Raw genomic sequence first — 23,005 nt, 5'->3', positions numbered from 1 at the left:
ATATAGTTAGTCATACCGTGGCTATGACCACGGTATGACATTAAGTTAGAAGTTTTATATAACACCTTTGCAAATATTGCAAGTATAAAAATTATAGGTTTACCTTAAGCTTAACACTACCTTGATGACTTCTATAATGTTTATTTAGATAATAATTATAATCCAACGAAATAGTAGTATTTTTGATACTGCCTATAATACCCGTTCCTAAATTATAGGATGTTTTCGGTTGCTTCGGTATTAGATAATGATGTTTGAATGTATTATCAAATATTTTAACAACTCTATTTATTCTTTGGGTTTTCTCTTTAAAATTATGTTCTACCGCTCCTTGGAATGTTAGACCTAAATTATTAAATTTTAGAGCGTCTTTTAAAGGTACTGTGACTTTAGTACCGACAATTCCGGACAATATATTATTCTCTTTCATTGTAAGAGCTATTTCTTGTACGTTAACACCGGTTTCATTATATACCCCGTCTCGTGACTTCCCGTATCTTAAGCCGATATTCGGGGTAATAACGAACTTGCTCTGCAAAAGATAATTATAATGCAGTAATGCTTCCACATTATAACTATGATTACGATGTTTTACATTACTTTTAATTTTAGTATCACCATATGAATAAGTTGTTTTATCTTTAATAAAGTTTTTAGAAGCAGATACTAAAGCTTGTAGTGCAAAATTCTTCGGTAATTCTTTTTGTCCGTAAATAGAAACCACATGACTATTAATAAGTTCTTTATCATTATTTTTACTATTTTTAAATTTAAATACTGAATGAACATTACTATAAGCTATACCTACGATATTATTGTCGATTTCAGCATCGAACCCGATAGTAGCACCTTTGTTAGTACCTCTATAACCGGTCATATTCTCAACGCGTCCATGATTATTAGTGCCGTACATACCACGCATCCACAAACCTCTTTTTATATTAGACTCTTCTTCATCACCGGCTCCCACTGTTACCATATTATTAGACATATTCATAGATGCATCTAATCTGTTACGAATCATATTATTTACAATAGTATTAACAACTTTCGCTTGATTTAAAGTAGGAGCGTTTTCTGAAATTTGCGTTTGCATTTCTTTTTTTGCTTCCTGTTCAAGAGGAATAACCGTATCAACTTCCGTTATTTTAAGATTACCCCCATCGGAATCGGATAATTGCCCTATTGTTTCTTCTTCCTCTTCAAACTCTGAATCATAACTTTCTTCATCTTCGCTACTATCGCCTAATGCTAAACATTCCTTTTCTCTATCGTCACTTAATGCTAATGCACTCTCATTACTTGATGCAAGTGCAGGTAATGAAGATAATTGTCTACTTACTTCTGTGTCTTCTTGTTCTTCATCTCCTGCAGGTAAGGTAGATTCTGATTTACCATCCGACACTAACATTTCTTGTAGCAATAACTGAGCAAGAATATCTGTAGCTTCTTCGCGAAGTAACGAAGAAATTTTTTCATCATGTTCTTGTAATTGTGCATTTATTGCTAAAAGCATTTTTTCATCTAATTCCTCTACATCCTGTATACGATTACTTATATAAGCCATTGCTTCTTTAATATGATTAAGTTCCTCACTTCTAGAACTTGAGCCAGACAATTCTTCTATTTTTTGTATTTCTTCTATTTTTTGTATTTTATTGCTTAATACTCTTATATAGGTATCTACATAATCTTTATTAATTTCTATATTTAGAGTATCTACCGGAGTTACAACATCACGACTACTCAAATCATCATCATTAGAGAAGCTGTGTATGCTACCAACTGAAGATGAACATGAAAATACCGGCTTACTCTCAGTTACCTTAGGTTTAGATTCAGTATCTAGATGCTTTATCTTCCCTTCTAACAAAATCTTTTCTTTATTTAAAGTATCTAACTCCAATTCCTTATTATAATCATTGGCTATTTTTTCATGTTTAGATTTTAATTCCCCTAATTGCATAACATTAGAATTGTTTAAATCCTCTAAGCCACTAACCGAAGGTGAACGGGATAGATTTGATTCTGCATCACTAAGTACACCGCTTATGTCATCAATTGAATAGGAACGTAATATTGATACATCTGTGCTTGAAGACTTTTCATTTAAAGAAAATTCTGCTTCTATGGCTTTCCTTTTTTGTTTTAATTGTGATTCTTTTGAAGATAAGTCTAGTGCTTCCATAGCTAACCGCTTAAATTCTAGGTTTTCTGGATCTTGATATTGATTCAATTTGGCAATATCTTGCTTTTCCTTAACTATTCTAGCTTCCTCTACTTCTAATAGTTTATCTTCTAAATCCAAATACTCTAATTTCTTGTCAAGCTTGGCACTTCTGAATGGTAATTTTCGTTTACTAGTATTCGTGTAACTTATAGATGGCTTAGGTTGCTCTGTCTTATATATTGTTTCTGATGCTAAATCCTCATAACTAACCGACTCATATATAGTAGATAAATTAGATAATGGCTGTGTACCTTTTTTAATAGTACTATCAACCAAATTTAGTCTACCTTGTGATCTATCATTTATTATAATATTTTTATGATCTTCTCGAAATTGTTGAGCTTGCAGAGAGTTATATAGTGACCCTACATTTATAGGTGGGGTTACAGCTAAATTTTCTGGTAAGCTATCCATATTAGCAGTCGGCATAGAATGACTATTTCCCCCATTTGGATTAAATCCAACATCTACATCTGTTTCTATATTATTAAAGTGTTTATCTGCTCTGCTTTTAATAGCATCCAATTTTTTTTCTGCTTTTGCATTATAAGCTTTTATATCTTCCGGTTTGCGTATTAATACCTGCTGTAATTTTTGAGAGATCTTAACTGCTTCTTGGTAATCATTTTCTATTTCCTGTAAAACTAAACTAACTGATCTTCTTTGTGAAGGACTGGTTGTTTGCAGTATTGCGGTTCTCTTTGCATCTAAAAGGCTTATAAGCTGAGTTGCCTTTTTTATGCATCCACTAACTACACTTAAACTAGACTCCTTATGATTCTCATTTCCCCAAACGTGGCCAAATTCTCTCTCTTGATCTACTGTTCTTTGCTTTGAGGTTTCTCCATCTCTTTTCCTTCTTCTGTTCTCTGCATAATTTGTTTGCAAAATTGACCCTACTTTTGATAAAGCTCTCTTTATTATATTACCTTGTTTTTTCTTACTAGAAACTAAATAGGTGCTTTCTTCAGTTAAAGTTTCTTGAGGTGCATAATGTAAATCTAGCCCTAGATCATCCTGCACACCTAAAGTTTCTGTACTCATTTTTTCTGATTGCAGTTGTTGTATCTCCGAAATACTTCCACTCACATTATTTTTCCTCGATGAGTCACTTTTAGCAACAGTTGTATTTTGTGTTGGCGTTATTAAACCAAGAGTTTCTATAGTTAACGTATCAGGTTGTTTTAGATTCTGAACGAACGCGTCGCCAGCTAAATCTAAATATTCTAATCCTCTTTTATCAAGCTTTGGACTTGAAGAATATGGTGCAGAATTTTTCCAATTGTTGTCAGATCTCAAGCTTTCATCTGTAGTTGTGGTTTGTAACAATGCTGATTTTTCTTCAAAATTTACACTTTTAGCTGAAGACGAGCGTGATAATACTGGAGTACTGCTTTTTCTTGAATTCTCTTCATACTCTGCATAAGACTGAGATATTTCCACTTGCTCATATACTTTTTGAGTTTCTAGAATTCTAGCTTGCTGAATTTCATATAACTTCTCGAACAAACCTGCATATGCCTTTATACTGGCAAGATGTGCAATCTCACCTAATTTTTGACTAAATTGATCCGCACTAAACTTTCTCATTTCTGTTGCTAAACTATCTATTACACTATCTATTTGAGCTTGATTTGACTGATTTGGCTGTATGCTATTCAAATAATTAATGTATTGTGAAACCTTAGCCTCATAAATATCTTTTGAATGACTTGGAATAGGGTCCTCTATTTCTTGATAAGGTTGCTGCTGAACTTTTATTGGCACTAAGTACCCCTCTTCATCCTCTGGTTGTTCACCTAAAATTCTCTGAACCCCATAATTTAATGGTATAGTTGGCTTTGCTTTTGGCGACTGCTTATAAGTAGGACCGGTAGAACTATTATAAACAACAGGAGTTAATAACTTTAGATTTTCCTCTATCTTATTTAATTGTTCAGAATCACCATTCATTTTATCTTGCATGGCTCGTAATGCCGTTCTACTTATTTCTTTTTTCGCACTAGCAGCTACTTCTTTAGCTTTATCTGATGCCGTTTTTATAGCTTTTTCTTGTTTCTTTATTTCTAATAACTGCTTTTGTGCTTCTTGTTTTTTCTTTTCTCTTTTTGTTCCAGCACTACTTTTTCTTGCATTATCTCCGCTTGATTTATTTTTATTAAATACACCTTGCCGAGCCTCATTAATTCTTGCTTGCTGTGCTTGAAACGCACTAACTTCGGTTGACGCCGTTGTAACCGGAACTGTTTCCTGCGATTTTATCGAAACTTTATTTGCTGGAATATCTATTTTTTCTATTTTCCGAAATAATCTATCTGCTTTATTGTTTTTACTTGTTAACTCTTTTTTAAGTTTCTTTATTTTATCTTTATTTTCACCTATTTTGATTTTTGTTTCTATCTCTTCAGCTCTTGACTTGAGTGTTTCTGTTGTTTTTTGTGTTGAAGTTAGCTGCGTATACAACTTCTGCAATCGTTTTTTATCTTTTTTATCTGTGGTATCTTTAATAGCCTGTGTTACTTCAGCTAACTTGATTCCTATCATCTCATGAACTCGTGATATATTACTTACCATTCCTGCTACAATTTCAGTACTGCTTTTTTTTATAGGCAACGGTACAAATGTCGGCTTCGGACGAACTTCTGATTTAACCTGTGAGCTAGATTGCACTGCCTGTTGTTGCGGGTCGCTACTGCTAAACGATAATCTTCGTGATGCCTTTGAGTTTGTGTTTATGTTTGGTGGTGTATTAGCTCCTAAACTATCATTTGGTTTAGAATCTGAAGTAGACTGATACGAAGTCGCCGGTGTTGATGATGGAGTACCAGGTGCCGTACTATAATGTTCAGGTGATGTCAGGGTAGTATTTGGTGTATTAGGTGCAGTGATAAAACTATTTGAAGCTGGGCTAACAGTAGGCGAAGACGCTGTTATTATAATCTCTGGTTTTTGAGGCATTTGTTCTGTCGATTCAGGAGTATAAGTATTTTGACTTTGTTCTGTTTTTTCAATGCCTGCAAATGTTTTGCATCTAGTAATTGGTCGTACTTTTCTTGCTTTCCCGACATCAGACTTACTACGTGCTACCACTTTATAATGATCCTCTATAGGAATATCTTTTAATGGATTATATACTTTAGGTTCGTTAGATATTTTCATTTCTCTTATTTCAGATGGAGTATATGTGTTTATTTCTGGTTCCGATACAATTACTGTTCCTATCTGCTGCGAGGTACTTGTCGTATCTTTGTGTCCGTTTAATTGTGACACGTGATTCAACAATTTATTACTGAGATCGATACGAAATGCTTCTTTACTCATCGCCATACCCTCAAAAGGTATTACAGCTCCTACTGAAATAGAGGCAAGCAGAGAATATTTTAAAAATCTTGATTTTTTTAGTAAATGTTGTTCTGTTAACTTATTCATTACAAATATCTCAATTTAAATTAAAATTTCTATGTACATAACATTGGACATTATAATAAATAAGTTAATAAAAAGCAATATATAAGTTAATTTATCTTAACTTATAATTACAAGAGAATTTTGTTCTAATTATTGAAAATATAACAGATATAACGTATAATGCATTTTTAACTTTTGATAGAAAACACTGCGATATTTTAAAATAACTTTGGAAACAGAGTATAATAATTTAAATATTTGGTATTTTGTTAGTTTTATTTACGGTATTATTGTTTATTTTTCGCTTGATTTTGAGCTTTCATTTACAACAATTTTTTTCATTTTTTGTGTTTGTTTAATATTAACCTTTACTAGAAATTCTAATATATTTTTACAGTTTACTTACTGAATGATTATTGCTTTTATTTTTGGCATATTCATCTCTAAATATCGTGTAACAAATTTACATAGCGAAATACTTTATAAACCTATCATCACTAAAATTAGCGGTAAAATAGAATCGATAAAACCGACTATTATAGGAGGATAAGTAGTATTAAGTCGCATAAAGATAGAAAAAATTAATCGTAACTTACAAAAAGTTAAAAAATTAGTATACCGAAAAAATATATACAAGAAATTAGGGTAAATAACCGAATTACTTTGCTTGCTAAGCTCTATAAGCCACAAAATAGTATACTACCCGAGGGTTATGATTTTGGTTTTTACGCTTATCTATCGGATATTGGAGCAAACGACTATGCGATGTCTGAGCCACAAATTATAGAACGTAATGAAACAAATTTTGATAGTTTTATTTATAGAGTGTGTTCCTATATTTATAATAATTTAATAGAAAAGATAAAGGGAATTTTGCAGCTGCAATATTACTTGGCAAGACAAAAGGTTTAAACAGGCAAATAATGCAGGATATGAGGCAAAACGGTATATCACACGTGCTTTGTGTTTCAGGATTGCATCTATCTTTAGTTGTGATGATTATTTTCCTTACTACAAGGTTTTTATTAAATCTTTCAAATTATTTGGCATATAATTTCAATATAAAATTAATCTCTGCTTATTGTTCGCTAATAGGAAGCTTTGGTTATTTAGAACTAAGCGGTATGCAAATAGCAGCGACTAGAGCTTTTATTACTGCTGCAATTTTTATTTACGGTATTATATTTATCGGACGCTCTTGCTTTCCCCTTCATTCACTTGCAATTGCGGCTTTTATAATATTATCGTTAAATCCCGAATATATTTTTCATCCAAGTTTCCAATTATCTTTTATCGCCGTATTATCGCTTGTTGCCGGTTATGAATTTTACTTAAAGAATTCATGGTTACTTGGAGAAAAGAAAGGTATTTTTGGAGCAGTAAAATTTTATACAGCCTCAAATATTTATTCAAGCTTCTTAGCAAGCATCATAACGGCACCTGTAGTAATTAATCAATTCTTTATATTTGCTACTTACTCAGTACCAGCTAACCTCATTGTCGTTCCGATAACGTCATTCTTTCTTATGCCTCTTGCTTTGTTATCTCTGCCTTTTCCATGATCGGGTTTGATAACTATATCCTAAAGCTTATGGGATTCTTGATTGATATAATAATAAAATCAGCCGCCTATTTTAATAGTTTACCGGCTGCTGTATAGTATTTCAGTTATATTACCAATTTCAGCATATTACTCTTTTTTATTCGGCTTTTTTGGCTTTGTATATGGAAAACTGCTTGGCGTTTGCTTGGTCTTGCAATCATGGCAATATCTTTTATATTTATGTCCTACTCCCCAAAGCCGGAATTAATATTTGATGCAAATCATATGGCGATAGGCGTTAAAGATAGAGAAAATAAACTAGTAATACATGCTGATAAAATACCTGCTTTCAATAGAACTTACTGGGCTAATTGGTTTGGACAAAAAGATAGTATGGTGTTACCTTTAGAGAATAATATTTTTTAACCAACTACGGACAAAAAATTGTCATTAATAAAGATAATCATTGTGAGAAAGCCGAAATTCATATTAATCTCAATTATAAATCTAAATGCCGCGAGAGCTTAATAACGATTAATAAAGATTAAAAAAAAGCCCTATTATACTTATCTTTTGCAATAAAAAGGAATGTACGTAAAATCTTAGTACCGGACTGTTCTTGTTCTATGTCATTCCCACTTGGCATTGTTGTGTGGATACTGAGTCGTTATTGCGAGGAAAAACTGTAAGTTTTGACAAANCAATCCAGTAAAAAATGCTAGTTTTTAACATTTTTTTATTATTTTTCTGGATTGCCACGCTCCTTACAGTCGCTTGCAATAACGACTCAGTATCCACACAACAATGCCAAGTGGGAATGACATAAACGAGCCATATAACAAGGTCCAGTTTTTAGCTAGGATGACATCAAAGTCTTTTTAAAAACTATCCGATACTTTAGGTAAAATCGAATAATGCAAGTTACACACAAAATACTAAAAATCCCCTCAAAAGGATATAGAAAAATCTTGAGTCTCTTAAATGAAAAAGGACAAGCAAGGCTTATAGGCGGCTGCGTACGTGATGCGTTACTAGATCTCTTGCATAACAAAACTAATAAAGAGGAATTTGAAGGAGACACGGAACACAGAATCGCAATGTACATAAACGTACGTGAGGATTCGAGTACCGGATCGACGTACAAATTACCTTTAGAAGCAAGTTATCCAAGAGATCGACTTGAGAAAGGTAGCTGCGATATAGATATAGCTACTAATTTGACACCTAGTGAAGTAACAAATATTTTATCTGGAGCTAAAATAAAAACTATTCCGACCGGTTTAAAATTCGGCACGATTACGGCTACTTTAAATAATGAAAAATTTGAGATCACGACTCTTAGGAAAGATATTGAATGTAACGGCAGACATGCCAAAGTAATATTCACCAACGATTTTGCCGAAGATGCCGCAAGACGAGATTTTACTATTAATGCTTTAAGCTATTGTCCCTTTAAGAACGAGATATATGATTATTTTGAAGGGTTTAAGGATTTGCAGCAGGAAAAGGTTGTATTTATAGGAGAAGCTCTAGATAGAATTAAAGAAGATTATTTGCGAATTCTACGCTTTTTTCGGTTTTCTAGCTATTATGCGAATCAGCTTGATGATGGCAACTTTAAAGCATGTAAAGCTTTAAAAGACGGCTTAAAAACTTTATCACGAGAGCGAATTAAAAGCGAAATGGATAAAATTATTGTTTCAAAAAGAGCAGCACAAATTTTAAAAGCTATGTTTGAAATAGGAATATTAGAACTAATATTCTCTATCCAAAATTATGAAATAAAATTTTTTGAGCAGGCAAATGATTTTAAATTAGAATTAGTTACTCGATATGCACTCTTATTATATTGTCAAAAAGATTTAAATTTAAAGGTCTTTCTAGATTGGAAATTCTCAAAACATGAAGCAATGCAAATATTATCAATAACGAACTTTCTGAATGACGCTAAATTTAACATGAAAAAAATTTGGTTTGAAAAAAAGAATTATAAGGAATATTTATTAGCAGCTAGAATAATCGGTAAATTAAATCATTCACAAGTAAAAGAATTTATTCTTAAATATGATGCGTTATTACGTCCTAAATTCCAAGTAAACGGTAATGATTTGTTAAATATGAATATAGAAAAAAAAAAAATAGGAGCAAAACTAGAATATCTAAAAAATTTTTGGATAGAGCAGGATTTTAAACCTAGTAAATTAGAGTTGTTGGCGAAATTATGAGAGCTAGTACGTCAAACCGTCATTGCGAAGAAAAATTGAAAATTTTGACGAAGCAATCTCGTGCCAAAATCCTGAGATTTCCACGCTCCTTTCAGTCGCTAGCAATGACGATTTGGTATCAACGCAAGCAAGCCTTCACAGAGATGACATACCTAGCATTACTATTCCTTACATTCCTCAGCCTTACTAGCTATGCTAAGCCTAAGATAGTTGTAAGTATTACGCCAATCGGCAGTATTGTTTCGATGCTTGTTAAGGATAAAGCGGATATCGAGAGCTTAGCTATTAGTAGTGACTGTCCACATCATTATAATTTAAAACCTAGTGATTTAGTAAAAGTCAAAAATTCTGATATAGCAATTTATATTAATGAACAATTTGACGGTTTTGCCGAGAAATTAATTGATAATCATAGCAAAAACATTATAAAAATCAGTGATATTAAATCTTTAACCACTATAAAAGATAATTGGCATATTTGGCTTGATCTTAATAATGCTGTGATTTTACTACAGGAATTTGCACAAATATTTAGTGAAAAATTTCCTGAGCTACAAGAAGATATTAATAATAACCTTTCAACAGCACTTAAAGAATTAAATAAGCTACAAGAGATTAAAAATAATGAGCTTGCAACGATAAAAGACGTAATTTTATTAAGTGACAGTAGCGAGTACTTTTTTCTTAATACTAATATTAAAACTGCAAAATTATATAGCGAAAGTCAAAAAAGCCTCCGATATATAAGCAAACTAGAAGATTTAATTAAAGAGTCTAATAACAAATGTCTTGTTTTAAGTAATGAACAAAATTCACGATTATACGACAAATTAAACGCTAAAATAATAATATTAAATAGCGAAAACTGGAATGTGCAGAATATAGGTTCCAACACTTTTCAGAATCAATATTTACAAATGATTTATCAAGTTAAAAAATGCATACACTAAATAGCGAAGAAGAGACAAAGAAGCTTGCAAAGCTTTTAGCACAAAGCTTAAAACCAAATGATATAGTCTTACTTAACGGTGACCTTGGAGCAGGTAAAACATTTTTTTGTCGTGAAATTATTAAATATTTTTGCGGTGAAAATACAAGCATTATAAGCCCTACCTTTAACTTACTGCAAACTTATAAAGCATCTAACTTCACTATATATCACTATGACCTGTATCGTCTTAAATCACCTGAAGAAATTTATGAACTTGGATTTGAAGAGGCATTAAACGGCAATTTAATTTTAATAGAATGGTCTGAAATTATTAAGCATTTACTTACTCCGCCTTTAATCGAAGTAAATCTAGAAGTATTAGATAATAATAAACGTTTATGTAGTATAATAACAAATCATAAAGAAAATTCACAAGAATCTTCCCTTATTGATTTTTTACAAGATTCTCCACTATTCGATACAAAACTTGATATTCAAAGAGATAAAAGCCCTACTAGAAAAGTTAAGTTATAATTATGAACTATTTAATTTTTCTTTTAACTAATTTATAAACTTTTCCATCATTTCTTTTTCCTATAAGAAAGATATTTAATATTTTATTTAAAAAATCCTTACTCTCTTCATCTGATAAAAAACCACTTTTACTCACATTTTTTGCTTGCATTGCCCAATTACATATCTTCAAGCTGATTAATTTTCTCATATTCTTCATGTGATATAAGAACAACTATGAGCTTACCGTATTATTAATATCTAACTAATCAATTGTCATGTAATAAAAACGTCTTTTCAATAGGAAGTAATTTTAATTCCGGTAACATCGGCATAATTAAATCTATTCCGGCTTTTTCGTTACTATTACCGTGTACCAATATAAAAGAACCATTTTGAACTTTTTCGCCTTTAGCAAGCCATGCATTACTCCCAAGCGGAATAAATCCCAAATCTTTTAATTTTTCTATTAATGTTTGATCGGAAACTAATCCAGGAAAACGAAAGAAAGGTGACGGAGCAATATTATAACTTACTAATATTTTCCCTGCTTCTAATACTTCATTTTCAAAATCATCTTTATTGGAAAGAAGGAAATTATCTTCAAGAGGTTTATCTTTAAAATAAGGATGACTAAATGAATGATTAACCCATGTTATTTGTAAATAACCGTTTTCTTGTTGTTTTAATAACCATAAGAATTCTTCTGTATGCTTATTAATCCATAATCCTGAAACACATATAGCAATCGGAATAGGTTTATTTAGTTTGATCGATAATTCTAAGAGCTTTTTAAAAAAATCTTCTTCAAAGCTTTTGGAAGAAGGACACATGTCAATTGTCAAGAACTGTCCTTTTACTTTATACATGCTACTCGTAGCACCGTAATTTTGTTGTATATAAGGTGTAGAGCTAAAGCTATATTTATTTAAAACTTTAATATACGGAGTTTTACTTAATTTTTTTAGAAGATTTTCTTTTTCTATTTTATTCGTAGGTAAAATTACCAGCTCTTGTAGGGCTATTTCAGTTTTAAAAGAATTCGGATCTACTAAAACGAAATATGATTTTTCATTATTTAAATAAGAACGAATAGCAATTCTTATTTTTTTATTTTCAGCAATTATAGGCAAAAATACCGGTTTATAATCAGTTATAATTACTGCTTTTTCACTTGCATAGCTTAAACTAAAAAACAATATTACAAAAATAAAACTTAAAATTCTTTTAATTTATTCGTCTCCATAACGCTCGTATAAAATTCCGCAATTTTCTCTTTTACAGCTAGAGGATCGTTCATTAAATTAACAGCACCTCTAAACTCTGCTGAATTCGGTAAACCGCTACTATACCAGCCAATATGCTTACGTGCAATAGGTACGCCCACAGATTCACCATAATAATCAAGTATTGCCTCATAATGCTCGGTTACGATATCTAGCTGCTCTGCTATAGAGGGAGCAGATTTTTCTTCACCTGTTTTAAGATAATGATCAATTTGTGAAATAAGCCAAGGTTTGCCATATGCTCCTCTACCGACCATAATACCGTCTGCACCAGATTTTTGTAGGGCTTCTTTTGCCTTAGCAAAATTAGTAATATCACCATTAGCAATAACCTGAATCTTTACCGATTCTTTAACTGATCGTATAAAATCCCAATCGACATTACCGGAATAAAACTGGCATCTAGTTCTACCATGAACGGTAATCATCTGAACACCTAAGCTTTCAGCAATTTTGGCTAAAGTCGGAGCGTTTTTCGTATTATCATCCCAACCCATACGCATTTTAACAGTTACCGGCAGCTTAACTGCTTCAACGGTAGCTTCAAAAATTTTAGCTGCCAACTGCTCATCCCTCATTAGAACCAAGCCTGAATAACCGCCTACTACTTTTTTCGCAGGACAGCCAAAATTAAGATCGATAATTTTTGCTCCCATACCCTCATTCATTTTAGCAGCTTCTGCTATCACATTCGGCTCACAGCCTGCTAGCTGTACGCAAGCACTTGTTGCATCATCACGCATAATGGCACTTTTTTTTAGTGACTGCCTAGATTCCACAATCATTGCTCTACTTGCTACCATTTCAGAAACTACAAGCCCTGCACCAAATCTTTTCACTAATCTTCTAAATTCCAAATCCGTAACACCTGACATTGGAGCTAGTATAATATTTGAAGAAAGCTCAATATTGCCGATTTTGATTATAAAAACCGTTATAAAAATAAACACTCATGATATCATAATTAAGTATTTTTGTCTAATATTACTAATTAAGAATAGACAAAAGCCGATTAATCTATTATAAGCTTAAGTTATATTTCCTTACACCCTAATAAATGAAAGAATAGTATAGACGAAGATCAACTTGGAAAAGAGCAAGGAGTCTGTAAGCCGAGGAGCGGAGCGTATACTAATACGTGAGTATCCGAGGACTACAAAGACGACGAAGTCAAATTTTCAAGTTCATCGAGTATATACGGCCACGTAGCTCAGTCGGTAGAGCAAAGGACTGAAAATCCTTGTGTCGTTGGTTCAATTCCAACCGTGGCCACCACTATTCCTTACTTTAAATCCCGTTATTTTATATCTTCAATTAAATTTCTATTGCATCTGTAAACTTATTTTTGTAATTTTAATTAACTTTAGATTAATAAGGATAAATTATATTGATAAGATTTGTACTAAAATAGCTACTTCTATTTCAAAAAAGCTTTATAATTCAGTAACAAAAAATAGCTACAATATATTAATTTAATTCTTCTTAATAAAACGTAAATTAATATTTGTGACTTTTTATCTATTTTTTTCCTAGATCTTACAATCAAGTAGACGTTGTTGCGTGGATCGATTTTTCCGTCATTGCGAAGAATTTGCATAGCAATTGACGAAGCAATCTCAGGAGTTTGTTATTATTTCATGAGACTGCCACGCAGCCTACGGCTCTCGCAATGACGACATCATTCTTTACTTAGCAATACCTTTTATTCCACCTGTAAATTTTGTTGCATAATAAAACTATCACTTATATACTGTCGCTAATGATTAATTTGTTTAAAGTTATATGGTAAGTAGTAATTTTTATAAAAATCTAGGGCCACGAAAACTAACAGCAATTATAGATTTTTTACACGATATTATAGCACCTCCTAAGATTCATGAAGATATAGCTATTCATGATATTAAAATTCTGCAGGAAGCATCACCAAATGATATTAGCTTTTTAAGCAATCCTAAATACTCCGAATTTTTAAAAACTACCAAAGCTGCTGCTTGTATAGTGCCGAAAAATTTTACGGGAGAAGCAAATCCAAATACTGTTTTATTACACGCCCAGAACCCATATTTTGCTTACGGCAAATTAATAGATTTTTTTTATACTCCTATTAAATCATACCCTGCTAAAATAATGAAATCCGCTATTGTTGCAGATTCGGCGACTATCGGAAAAAATTGTTATATAGGTCACAATGTAGTTATTGAAGACGATGTTATTATAGGTGATAATAGTATTATAGAAGCTGGAAGTTTTATAGGTAGAGGAGTAAATATCGGCAGAAACGCTAGAATAGAACAACATGTTTCAATAAATTATGCAATTATAGGCGACGACGTCGTAATACTTGCAGGTGCAAAAATTGGACAGGACGGGTTTGGATTTTCTACCGAAAAAGGCGTACATCACAAAATATTTCATATAGGAATAGTTAAAATCGGCAATAATGTTGAAATTGGTGCAAACACTACTATTGATAGAGGATCACTTCAAGATACAATTATAAAAGATTTATGCCGCATAGATAATTTAGTACAAATAGGGCATGGCGTCAAAATAGGTAAAGGCTCTATTATCGTAGCACAAACAGGTATAGCAGGAAGTAGCACGATCGGTAAATATTGTACTCTTGGAGGGCAAGTAGGAATCGCCGGACATCTAAATATAGGCGACGGGGCACAGGTAGCGGCACAAGGCGGTGTAGCACAAAATATAGAAGCAGGTAAAATTGTCGGCGGCAGCCCTGCAATTCCTATTATGGATTGGCATAGACAATCTATTATTATGAAACAATTACTAAAGACCTCTAATAGCAAATTAAAAAAGTAGCTTGCTATTGAAAAGAGCTTTGTTGTTGCATGAATACCTGAGTCGTCATTGTGAGCAGCCATAGGCTACGGTGGCAATCCAAAAAAGTTAGCAAAAAGTGCTGATTTTAGTACTTTTTACTAGATTGCTTCGTCAATTATTTCATAATTTCCTCGCAATGACGGAAAATTTACATTAAAGAAGAGATCTAAATAAATGATCATAGATATTACCGAAATCATGGATTGGATACCTCATCGCTATCCATTTTTATTAGTAGATAGAGTACTTAAAATCGATCCTAACAAATCAATAACAGGTATTAAAAACGTTACTGTTAACGAACCGCAATTTACAGGACATTTTCCGGCAAGGCCTGTTATGCCCGGTGTTCTAATGGTTGAGGCTATGGCACAATTAGCTGCTGTATTAGTTGCTAAATCTTTAGGTTCTACTAAGAATAAAGAAGTGTTTTTAATGACTATCGAAAATGCAAAATTTCGTAGAATTGTTCAGCCTGGGGATACTATGTATATCCACGCTGTTATTGATCAGCAAAGAGCTAACGTATGGAAATTTTCAAGTACGGTTACGGTCGAAGGTGAAATAGCTGCAGAAAGTAAGTTTACCGCAATGATTAAAGATAAAACATAGGGACATAGTGTCAAATTCTAATATCCATACTACAGCTGTAATTGCAGAAGGTGCAAAGCTTGGTAAAAACGTAAAAATCGGACCGTATTGTATTATAGGTCCTGAAGTTGTGCTTCATGACAATGTCGAGCTAAAATCCCATGTAGTAATTGAAGGGATTACCGAAATCGGCGAAAATACCGTAATCTATCCTTTTGCATCAATAGGTCAACCTCCACAAATCTTAAAATATGCTAATGAGCGATCAAGCACGATAATTGGCTCTAATAATACTATTAGAGAATATGTTACGGTACAAGCAGGAAGCCAAGGAGGCGGAATGATGACAAGAGTAGGAAATAATAATTTATTTATGGTCGGCGTCCATATAGGTCATGATTGTAAAATCGGCAATAATGTAGTATTTGCTAATTATGTAAGCCTAGCAGGTCATATTGGGGTAGGTGATTATGCAATAATCGGCGGACTGTCTGCCGTACATCAATATGCTAGAATCGGTGAATATTCGATGATCGGCGGGCTATCGCCGGTCGGAGCAGATGTAATACCGTTTGGGCTTGTAAGTAGCAAACGTGCGGTGCTTGAGGGCTTAAATCTAATCGGTATGAATAGAAAAGGGTTTGATAAAGTAAAGTCTTTAAGTGCTTTAAAAGCTATCGAAGAAATCTTCTCAGGTGAAGGTAATTTTGCTGAGCGTATAAAACAAGTTGCTGAGAAATATAACAATAATTCTATAGTAATACAAATTATCGATTTTCTTAATCAAGATAGTAGTAGAGCATTTTGTCGTTTTGAGAAGTAAATTTATTTAACTAGCGATATGTAACACTTTGTGTTACAATTAAATATTATAAGGAGGATAAAAAGTATTACGACTAGTATACGCTTAGAAATAAATTTAAGTAAAAAACTTGAAAAAGCAACTTATGATTTACACCGTGAAAAAAGCTGGATAATTAGTAAAGCAATACGTATATATCTTAAACAACTAGAAAATTCAGACCTAGCCAAAGAAGCTAAACGTCAACCCTTATTAGCTAGTAAAGAAAACAATCCTGATACCAACTTATGGTTAAAACACAATGAAGAAAGTTGGTTAGATGAATGGAAATAATGGAAATAAAAAAAAGATATATTGTTGCTTGGTGTAATATCTGGAGATTATGGTAAACCTCGCCCCGCTGTTGTTGTTCAATCTAATTTATATAAAAATCATCCCAGTATAACAGTTTGCCTTCACAACGGATTTAATAGATGCCCCACAACTTTTCACCTGTTATTAACTCCTACAGAGCTAAATGGTTTTAATTTAGAATCTCATATTATGATTGATGAAATTAGTGCTATAAGAAGTGATAAAATTCAAAAAAATTGGTGAATTATCACCTGAACAACTAGAAGAGTTAATTGAAGCTATTATATTAAATTATGGATGAATTAGCCACTAATTTTCTCATTTTTTCTTGCAAAGAGTTTTGGCGTAAACGAGTTTTCAAGCTCTTAAAATCAACTATTTCTGCATTTTGATTTTGCTGGCTACATGCAAAAATATATTTCTGCTCTCCTTTAACTTTTTGAATACATTGTCCGCAAATTCCTTTCATCATACATTGCATCGATGAATTAACGCTAACTATTATTTTTGTATTTTCACTGAATATTCCATTTTTTAGACTTTGCAATTCTTCTATTATTTCAGGAGAAGCATTAATTATTACTATATCCACTGAAACTAATTTACGGATTTTTATATCAGGATAGGTAACAAATATAACTTCATTATTATTTTCTTTTAGAACTTTTAATAAGCCTATATTACCGACTTCGAAATCAACAATAACTATTTTTTTATTTTGAGGTATTTCTAGCGGCGAACCTGTCGGTCCCATTAAAACTACTTTCTCATTTTCAGATAATGTTTTACATAAGCTAGTAGATTTACCGACTTCAAAAACTATAAAGTTAATTAAGCCTTTTTCTACATCAATATCGATAGGACTTAAGGCTACAGGCTCTATTAACTTAGCAGCATCTTCAGAATAATTTTGTAAGCGAAAAAACTGTCCGAACTTAAAATTTTTAGCAGCAAGCGGCGAATGAATTATCAACTCAAAAGTTTTATCATCTAAAATATTTATTTTATTAACCCTAGAAGTCAGCAAATAATCAAGCTGCGTACAAAAATCTTTATAACTACCTTTAAAGCTAGGATTATTATTTATAAGCTTTTTGTTAATAGCGTCGTACCCTTCTTTGCTACTAGCAAGAGCCTTCACTACACTACCCGAATATTTAGGATTACAATCACCGAAATAGCTATATTTATCCTCATTGAATTGAGTGTTATTTTCTATACCGATTGCCATAATCACGGTTTTGGTTTTGATGTCATTGCGAGGAAATGCATAGCATTGACGCGGCAATCTTGTTAAGCCAAACTCCTGAGATTGCCACGCAGTCTTTGACTGCTCGCAATGACGGTTTCGATTCTCAAACTCCACAGATTCCACATGACCGTATTTATCAACATTAATCCTTAAAGGTTGCATATTTTCCTTAAAATCAACACCGAGTGCTAATGTATATATTAACTCCTCGTGATTTAATTTATATGCCGGCGAATCTTGTAATCTTCCACGATAGTAAACAGTAGCACCCCCAAGCTTATTAAAAACCTTTCTTAATTCTTCATTATTCTTAGCTTCTTTAAACAATTTTGCATGAGCAATAAATTCTTCAGCTATTTCTTTATCTTCCTCCGTTAAATCTTTTTCTATATAATCTTCGGCAAATTCCTCTACTTGTTTTTTATAGTAATATAAACTTTCCGTTGCTGCGTCTAAGGAAGTAAGACCGCCGCCTATTACCGCAATCGGCATCCTAATTACCATATTAGTACTAGAATTTTTCAAAAATGCCCCTCCGTTTTGCAAAGTCATTAAGAAATCAGAAGCCGTTTTTACGCCCTTAGCTTCAAAATTTTCTATATCCAAAACTTTCGGCTGACCTGCTCCAATGCAAAAAGCTATATAGTCAAAACCCAAATCGAAAGCTTGTTCTTTCGTTATATTAAAATCTAAAGCTACTCCGTCATAATATTTGAAATTATTATTTCTCTCTAATATTAGCCGCAATATATCGAGATTGTTTTTATCCCACCGAACGGTAATCCCATATTCCGCTACCCCTCCAAATCCTCTTGGCATTCTTTCCGATAACAAATTTTTATATTCATGCCAAAATTTTATAGGCTTATGAACGTCAAAAGGCAGTAGAGTAATTCTTAAACCGTCAATAGCCACAACATTATGACCTGACCGTAATAAATAATAGCTAAGACTAAAACCTGCAGGACCAAGACCGGTAACTAAAATATTATAATTAGTAGGTTCTTTCGGAAGCGGTGCATAAATATTAAGTGGATTCCAACGAGTAAGCAGTAAATATATCTCTAAGCCGTAAGGTAATTTAAGTGTTTCTTCTAAAATATTTGATTCTATTAATGGGATATTTACCGGATCTTGCTTTTGGTAAATACAAGCTTTTGAGCAATCATTACAAATTCTATGACCTGTTGCTGCAACCATCGGATTATCAATAACGATAATAGCAAGAGCACTTAGGTTAAAACCTTGTGCCTTAACATAGTTCATTTCAGAAATTTTTTGTTTTAACGGGCAACCTTGTTTTAAATTCGTCATTGCGAGCGACTGCAAGGAGCGTGGCAATCTCGTCAAATCTCCTGAGATTGCCACGTCACTTCGCTCCTCGCAATGACGATTCTGAGGTTGCAGTAATCCCTTAGAACAGCTATCCTTATCTTGCTTATGGCAATAAATACAATAATGAGAATGGTTTAAAGCTTCATCTAGATTTAAAAAAGAATCTGTATAGTCAAAATCTACTCTCTCATTTTTTTGATATTTTAATATTTTTTTATCGTCTATTAGATTTTCTTTATCTAGTTTTTGTGGGAGGTTGAATAGGATGTTATCCTGTGGCTTGATACCCTCACACAAATAAACCCTATATGCAGCATACCTAGCTGCTATGTCTAATTCTTCTGCAAAACTTTCTTCTGCCTGTTGCCATATAATTATTTGTTTGGCAAATTCTCTAGAAGTAAAATTCGCACCTATTAAATCAGTTAGTTTTAAATACACATCTTCAAAATCAATATCTTTTATTTTTTCCGGTGGATATTTTTTTACGGCAACACGTTGAACAAATTTTCTTTTACATTCATAAATAATATCAAAATCTTTATGTTTTAACCTTGATATCGTTATTTCTTTTGAAATACAAAATAACTCTGCTAAAAAATCGTCTAAATGAGGGGAAATTTTTAGCAAAAATTCGGAATAATCTTTTGGAATAATGGAGAGAGGAGTCGATCTAAATAACATTAAATCTTTATGCAAAGATCTATCAGCTTTAAAGAGATAATCTAAAAATATTTGATCTAATTTTTTAAGTCCGGTTAAATCTAATTCATTAAAATCTAGATTAAAACCAAGTTTCATAAATAATAAATAACTCTTTTAGAAAATTGTCTATAAATTAAATAACTGATACAAACAGTAATAAATGCAACTATAATAGACTTAACTATCAGCATCATATCCGGTAATGTTCCGTCAATCACCAACGCTTGTACGGGTCTTATAACTAAAAAGAACGGATTAAATTCAAAATATATCTTTTTAGACTCCGGAATTAGCGAATATGGATAAACTATCGGTATACTCCAATAAATAACTCCAAGAATAACACTCAACATTTGCGGAATATCTCGAATATACGGCGTTAAAAATGCTACTGCGATAGAACCGCTAATCACACATATTATTAAGGGCAAAATTAATATCGGCATAAATATTATTTGCCAAGAAAATTTTTCTGGAAATAATAAAATAAAAGCAAAATACATTGCCGAAAATGAGCAAATTAAAGTATATAATTGCCCTAAACTATCCGCAACAGGAAAAAAAGTCTTAGAAATTCTAACTTTTTTTATTATTTGATCACGTGTAACTAAAGAACTTGAACAAATCGTTAAACTGCTTACTATAAAACTCCACAAAGGAATACCGCCGACTAAATTCATTACCATAAATTCTCTCGGCTGTCTTAATAAAAAACCGAAAAAATATGAAATTACCATTATGTGAATAAAAGGCTGAATTAAACTCCATAAAGAACCTAAAAAAGAATCTTTATTTTGCCTAATTATAGAAGCTTTAACTAGTAATGCTATTGCTCGCCAGTATTTTTTAGAAAAAAAATACTTTATCATTTATGAATTTCCTTGTTGTTGGTTATAGATTTTAAACATTTCCGATGGTGTACCATCACCTATAATATTGCCGTCTTTTAATAAAATACATCTATTGCAATTATCTTTTATAATTTCTTCTTGATGGCTTACTATTATTGAAATAGGAGTATTTTTAAATTTATTCTTCATTAAACTAAGAGATTTTTCTATAAAATAGCTATCGCCTGCCGCAAAAACTTCATCAAGTAATAGAATCTGCGGATTTTGAAATATCGATACAGAAAAAGCAAGACGTGATAACATACCGGAGCTATAAATTTTTATCGGTAAATCAATTTTACTACCAAGTTCTGAAAAATCTATAATTTCTTTTTCAATTTTTTTGCTATATTTATCCAGCATATTATTATATAGCATTAACATTTTTATATTTTCACGACCAGTTTGCTCAGACTCAAAACCAACTCCCATATCTATAATTGCCGCAATATCTCCATGAACTTTGACTGTACCGGATTTTAACGGATATATTCCGGCGATTAACTTTAGAAACGAACTTTTTCCCGAACCGTTACTCCCTATAAAAGCTATTTTTTCTCCCTCATAACAAGAAAAATTAATATTGTTTAATATAGGTATATTTGGAGAAAGAGAGACTCCTTTTTTCAAGAAGAAATGCTTTAAACCTTGAGCTCTTTTATGAGTATCAATACCTTCAACATAACCATTAGTTATCTCTATAAATACTTTTGAATAGCTAAGTGACATAAAATAAATATTAAATAGATTTATTAATCCAATCTAAAAGAGAATTTTTTTGTTGCAAACCTATTTTAGTATCTTTTTGTTCACCATTTTTAAATAACATTATCGTTGGAATACTACGAATACCGTATTCTGAAGGAGTGTTAGGATTTTCATCAATATTCATTTTAAGTACTTTTACTTTGCCTTGTAATTCTTTACTGATTTCATCTATTATCGGTGTTAACATTTTACACGGTCCGCACCATTCTGCCCAAAAATCAACCAGTACAGGTAAATCCGATTCTAATACTTCCTTTTTAAAAGAGCTATCCATTACGTTATTTGCCATAAATTCCTCTATGTTTTTGTAGCATTGTCCATATGGCTTTCATGTCATTCCCGCGTGTAGGCGGGGATGACATCGAGTAGGTTTTTCAATCTATGCAACAAAGTCGCTTTTAGCTAGGAATGACATAGTGTTGCTTTCGGATTCATATGGACAATATCTATATTTATAAATAAAATTATAAAGTACAGGCTTCTACTTGTAAATAATGAAAATCTTTTTATTTATTATATTTATTTTTTCTATTATAATATATTCGCATTATTAAAGCTGCTGTTTCCTCTATTGATCTAGTCGACACATCAATTACCGGCCAATTTCTTTGATCACAAATTTTTCTGACTTCTAGGCACTCTTTTTGTACTATATTAAAATCCGTATAGCTTTTATTTTCGTTAATTTGTAATAGATTTAATCTAGCTTCTCTTATCTCAATTAACCTATTTGGATTAATAACGAGTCCTACTACCAATTGATCTATATCTTTTTCTATAAAATCAGGAAAGGGGCAATTATAAACATAAGGAATATTGGCAGCTTTTAAACCGTTATACGCTAGAAATACGGAAGTCGGTGTCTTAGAAGTTCTAGAAGGACCTATTAATATTATATCAGCCTCTAATAATTCATTAAGCATTTGTCCGTCATCATGTCTTATAGCATAATCTATGGCATTAAGTGTATCAAAATAAGTTTTATCAAATTTATAATTGTAATTCTGTTCTTTTTCTATTTCAATACCTGAAAAAACAGACATTTCTTTAATAATTTTACCTATTACAGAAATACATGGAATTTTTAATTCATAGCAAAATTTCGTTAAAGTTTTTCGGAGTTCTTGATCGGCAATCGTGTATAATACTATCCCATGTTTATATTCTATTTTACTTAATACTTCATTTAGCAATTCCAAATTTCTAATCATTGGCCAATGATATAATTTTGGTTTTACGGAAGTAAATTGTGCAAGGGCAGAATTTGCTGTATATTTTGCAGTTTGCACGGAAGAGTCTGAAACTAAGTGAATAATTAGCTTTGTCAT

19 protein-coding genes, 1 tRNA gene and 1 pseudogene are annotated in these 23,005 nt (G+C 32.1%); 12 read left to right on the top strand and 9 right to left on the bottom strand.

The window, feature by feature from the left end:
• Positions 1 to 91: 91 nt before the first annotated feature.
• Positions 92 to 5,659, bottom strand: a complete 5,568-nt coding sequence (locus RAF_RS00110; RefSeq protein WP_012719313.1) for an autotransporter domain-containing protein — start codon at positions 5,657 to 5,659, stop codon at positions 92 to 94.
• A gap of 388 nt (positions 5,660 to 6,047) precedes the next feature.
• Here RAF_RS00110 and RAF_RS09140 point away from each other — a divergent pair, with 388 nt between their 5' ends.
• The 6 genes and pseudogenes from RAF_RS09140 to tsaE all read left to right on the top strand — a co-directional run bounded on the left by RAF_RS09140 (position 6,048) and on the right by tsaE (position 10,871).
• Positions 6,048 to 6,188 carry a hypothetical protein gene (locus RAF_RS09140; protein WP_041471784.1) on the top strand — a complete coding sequence of 47 codons (141 nt, stop codon included), beginning with the start codon at positions 6,048 to 6,050 and terminating at the stop codon, positions 6,186 to 6,188.
• 382 nt (positions 6,189 to 6,570) lie between these two features.
• Positions 6,571 to 7,298: pseudogene (locus RAF_RS00095) on the top strand (ComEC/Rec2 family competence protein).
• A gap of 102 nt (positions 7,299 to 7,400) precedes the next feature.
• Positions 7,401 to 7,607 carry a hypothetical protein gene (locus RAF_RS00090; RefSeq protein ID WP_041471783.1) on the top strand — a complete coding sequence of 69 codons (207 nt, stop codon included), beginning with the start codon at positions 7,401 to 7,403 and terminating at the stop codon, positions 7,605 to 7,607.
• Between the two features lie 488 nt (positions 7,608 to 8,095).
• The gene (locus RAF_RS00085) at positions 8,096 to 9,406 is read left to right on the top strand and encodes a palindromic element RPE1 domain-containing protein (RefSeq protein ID WP_012719311.1); all 1,311 of its coding nucleotides are present in this window, start codon (positions 8,096 to 8,098) and stop codon (positions 9,404 to 9,406) included.
• Positions 9,403 to 10,356 carry a metal ABC transporter solute-binding protein, Zn/Mn family gene (locus tag RAF_RS00080; RefSeq protein WP_012719310.1) on the top strand — a complete coding sequence of 318 codons (954 nt, stop codon included), beginning with the start codon at positions 9,403 to 9,405 and terminating at the stop codon, positions 10,354 to 10,356. The genes RAF_RS00085 and RAF_RS00080 overlap by 4 nt, the downstream gene beginning before the upstream one ends.
• Entirely contained in the window at positions 10,344 to 10,871 is a 528-nt protein-coding gene (tsaE, locus tag RAF_RS00075; protein WP_004996990.1) for a tRNA (adenosine(37)-N6)-threonylcarbamoyltransferase complex ATPase subunit type 1 TsaE, read from the top strand. The genes RAF_RS00080 and tsaE overlap by 13 nt, the downstream gene beginning before the upstream one ends.
• A 7-nt stretch (positions 10,872 to 10,878) precedes the next feature.
• Here the strand turns inward: tsaE and RAF_RS00070 are convergent, their stop codons facing one another.
• Genes RAF_RS00070 through dusB form a run of 3 tightly spaced genes read right to left on the bottom strand, consistent with a single transcriptional unit; the run spans position 10,879 to position 13,062 of the window.
• Positions 10,879 to 11,061: a hypothetical protein gene (locus RAF_RS00070; RefSeq protein WP_041471782.1), complete on the bottom strand. Its 183-nt coding sequence runs from the start codon at positions 11,059 to 11,061 to the stop codon at positions 10,879 to 10,881.
• 58 nt (positions 11,062 to 11,119) lie between these two features.
• A complete protein-coding gene (locus tag RAF_RS00065; protein ID WP_148206956.1) occupies positions 11,120 to 12,082 on the bottom strand; it encodes a polysaccharide deacetylase family protein in 963 nt (320 codons plus the stop codon).
• On the bottom strand, positions 12,067 to 13,062 hold the full coding sequence (gene dusB, locus RAF_RS00060) for a tRNA dihydrouridine synthase DusB (protein ID WP_041471988.1): 996 nt from the start codon (positions 13,060 to 13,062) through the stop codon (positions 12,067 to 12,069). The genes RAF_RS00065 and dusB overlap by 16 nt, the downstream gene beginning before the upstream one ends.
• Positions 13,063 to 13,335: 273 nt before the next feature.
• Between dusB and RAF_RS00055 the strand changes: the two genes are divergently transcribed.
• The 6 genes from RAF_RS00055 (at position 13,336) to RAF_RS00030 (ending at position 16,970) form a co-directional block, all read left to right on the top strand.
• Positions 13,336 to 13,411 (top strand) — tRNA-Phe (locus RAF_RS00055).
• Between the two features lie 507 nt (positions 13,412 to 13,918).
• Positions 13,919 to 14,959 carry a UDP-3-O-(3-hydroxymyristoyl)glucosamine N-acyltransferase gene (lpxD, locus tag RAF_RS00050; protein WP_012719307.1) on the top strand — a complete coding sequence of 347 codons (1,041 nt, stop codon included), beginning with the start codon at positions 13,919 to 13,921 and terminating at the stop codon, positions 14,957 to 14,959.
• A 195-nt stretch (positions 14,960 to 15,154) separates the two neighbouring features.
• Positions 15,155 to 15,592: a 3-hydroxyacyl-ACP dehydratase FabZ gene (gene fabZ / locus RAF_RS00045; RefSeq protein WP_012719306.1), complete on the top strand. Its 438-nt coding sequence runs from the start codon at positions 15,155 to 15,157 to the stop codon at positions 15,590 to 15,592.
• Positions 15,593 to 15,599: 7 nt separating this feature from the next.
• The gene (gene lpxA, locus RAF_RS00040) at positions 15,600 to 16,394 is read left to right on the top strand and encodes an acyl-ACP--UDP-N-acetylglucosamine O-acyltransferase (protein ID WP_004997001.1); all 795 of its coding nucleotides are present in this window, start codon (positions 15,600 to 15,602) and stop codon (positions 16,392 to 16,394) included.
• Positions 16,395 to 16,424: 30 nt separating this feature from the next.
• Positions 16,425 to 16,706 carry a CopG family ribbon-helix-helix protein gene (locus RAF_RS00035; protein WP_012719305.1) on the top strand — a complete coding sequence of 94 codons (282 nt, stop codon included), beginning with the start codon at positions 16,425 to 16,427 and terminating at the stop codon, positions 16,704 to 16,706.
• 24 nt (positions 16,707 to 16,730) lie between these two features.
• Positions 16,731 to 16,970 (top strand): type II toxin-antitoxin system PemK/MazF family toxin, encoded by a 240-nt coding sequence (locus tag RAF_RS00030; protein WP_041471780.1) that lies wholly within the window; start codon positions 16,731 to 16,733, stop codon positions 16,968 to 16,970.
• 43 nt (positions 16,971 to 17,013) lie between these two features.
• On the opposite strand, the gene RAF_RS00025 is transcribed toward RAF_RS00030, so the two are convergent.
• The 5 genes from RAF_RS00025 to RAF_RS00005 all read right to left on the bottom strand — a co-directional run bounded on the left by RAF_RS00025 (position 17,014) and on the right by RAF_RS00005 (position 23,005).
• A complete protein-coding gene (locus tag RAF_RS00025) occupies positions 17,014 to 20,115 on the bottom strand; it encodes an FAD-dependent oxidoreductase (RefSeq protein WP_012719303.1) in 3,102 nt (1,033 codons plus the stop codon).
• Positions 20,112 to 20,888 (bottom strand): ABC transporter permease, encoded by a 777-nt coding sequence (locus RAF_RS00020; protein ID WP_004997009.1) that lies wholly within the window; start codon positions 20,886 to 20,888, stop codon positions 20,112 to 20,114. Before RAF_RS00020 ends, RAF_RS00025 begins: the two co-directional genes overlap by 4 nt.
• On the bottom strand, positions 20,889 to 21,638 hold the full coding sequence (locus tag RAF_RS00015) for an ABC transporter ATP-binding protein (RefSeq protein WP_012719302.1): 750 nt from the start codon (positions 21,636 to 21,638) through the stop codon (positions 20,889 to 20,891).
• Positions 21,639 to 21,648: 10 nt separating this feature from the next.
• On the bottom strand, positions 21,649 to 21,966 hold the full coding sequence (gene trxA, locus RAF_RS00010; protein ID WP_004997015.1) for a thioredoxin: 318 nt from the start codon (positions 21,964 to 21,966) through the stop codon (positions 21,649 to 21,651).
• 217 nt (positions 21,967 to 22,183) lie between these two features.
• Positions 22,184 to 23,005, bottom strand: coding sequence for a pyruvate, water dikinase regulatory protein (locus RAF_RS00005; protein WP_012719301.1), 822 nt, complete (start codon positions 23,003 to 23,005; stop codon positions 22,184 to 22,186).

It is taken from the genome of Rickettsia africae ESF-5 (assembly GCF_000023005.1).
Classification (GTDB): domain Bacteria; phylum Pseudomonadota; class Alphaproteobacteria; order Rickettsiales; family Rickettsiaceae; genus Rickettsia; species Rickettsia rickettsii.
This window is presented reverse-complemented; position numbering and strand designations above follow the sequence as displayed.